This window comes from Bradyrhizobium sp. P2_E8 (assembly GCF_056403875.1).
This window is the reverse complement of record NZ_JBFUES010001598.1, coordinates 1-1,034: the sequence shown is the minus strand read 5'-3', so window position 1 is coordinate 1,034 and position 1,034 is coordinate 1. Positions and strand designations below refer to the sequence as shown.

Annotated in this window: 2 protein-coding genes; both read right to left on the bottom strand. The window is 67.2% G+C overall.

Annotated features, from left to right (window positions below; genetic code table 11):
- Positions 1–719, bottom strand: a 719-nt coding sequence (locus tag AC1D00_RS42610) for an electron transfer flavoprotein subunit alpha/FixB family protein (protein ID WP_477014848.1), incomplete at its 3' end; no start/stop codon positions are given.
- Positions 719–1,034, bottom strand: a 316-nt coding sequence (locus AC1D00_RS42605; RefSeq protein ID WP_477014847.1) for an electron transfer flavoprotein subunit beta/FixA family protein, incomplete at its 5' end; no start/stop codon positions are given. The genes AC1D00_RS42610 and AC1D00_RS42605, both read right to left, overlap by 1 nt.

Below are 1,034 nucleotides of genomic sequence, written 5' to 3'. Positions count from 1 at the left end.
CAGTCGTTCGGCGCATAGCCGGCGTCCACCGCCGCGCGCGAGGCACCGACGCCGGCGCCGAGCTTGTCGGCGAGGGGCTCGATGTATTTGGCGAAATTCTCGCGGCTCTGCATGGCGCGGCCACCGGAGACGATGATCTTCGCCGAGGTCAGCTCGGGACGGTCGCTCTTGGCGACCTCCTCGCCGACGAAGGACGACAGGCCCGGATCGGCCGCAGCCTGAACGCTCTCGACCGGCGCGCTGCCGCCTTCGCCCGCCGCGGCGAAGGTGGAGGTCCGCACCGTGATGACCTTCTTGGCGTCCTTCGACTTCACCGTCTGGATGGCGTTGCCGGCATAGATCGGACGCTCATAGGTGTCGGGGGCGACAACCTTGATGATCTCGGAGACCTGCATGACGTCGAGCAGGGCTGCGACGCGCGGCATCACGTTCTTGAAGCGCGAGGTCGCGGGCGCGACGATCGCATCATAGGACGGGGCCAGCGAGACGATCAGCGCGGCCAGCGGCTCGGCAAGATCGTGCGCGTAAAGCGCGCCATCGGCGAGCAGCACCTTCTTCACGCCTGCGAGCTTGGYGGCGGCGTCCGCCGCGGCCTTCGCACCCTCGCCGGCCACCAGCACCTCGACGTCCGCACCGAGCGCGGCGGCCGCGGTCAGGGCCTTGTTGGTCGCATCCTTCAACGACGCGTTGTCGTGTTCGGCAATCAGAAGCGTCGTCATCAGAGCACCCCGGCTTCGTTCTTGAGTTTCGACACCAGCTCGGCGACGTCCTTGACCTTGACGCCCGCCTTGCGGCCCGCCGGCTCGGTCGTCTTGAGAACCTCGAGGCGCGCGGTGACGTCGACGCCGTAATCGGCGACGGTCTTCTCCGCGATCGGCTTCTTCTTGGCCTTCATGATGTTGGGCAGCGAGGCGTAGCGCGGCTCGTTGAGACGCAGGTCGGTGGTGACGATCGCCGGTCCCTTCAGCTTCACGGTCTGGAGACCGCCGTCGACTTCGCGGGTGACCTTGAAGTCGCTTCCTTCGACCTCGAGC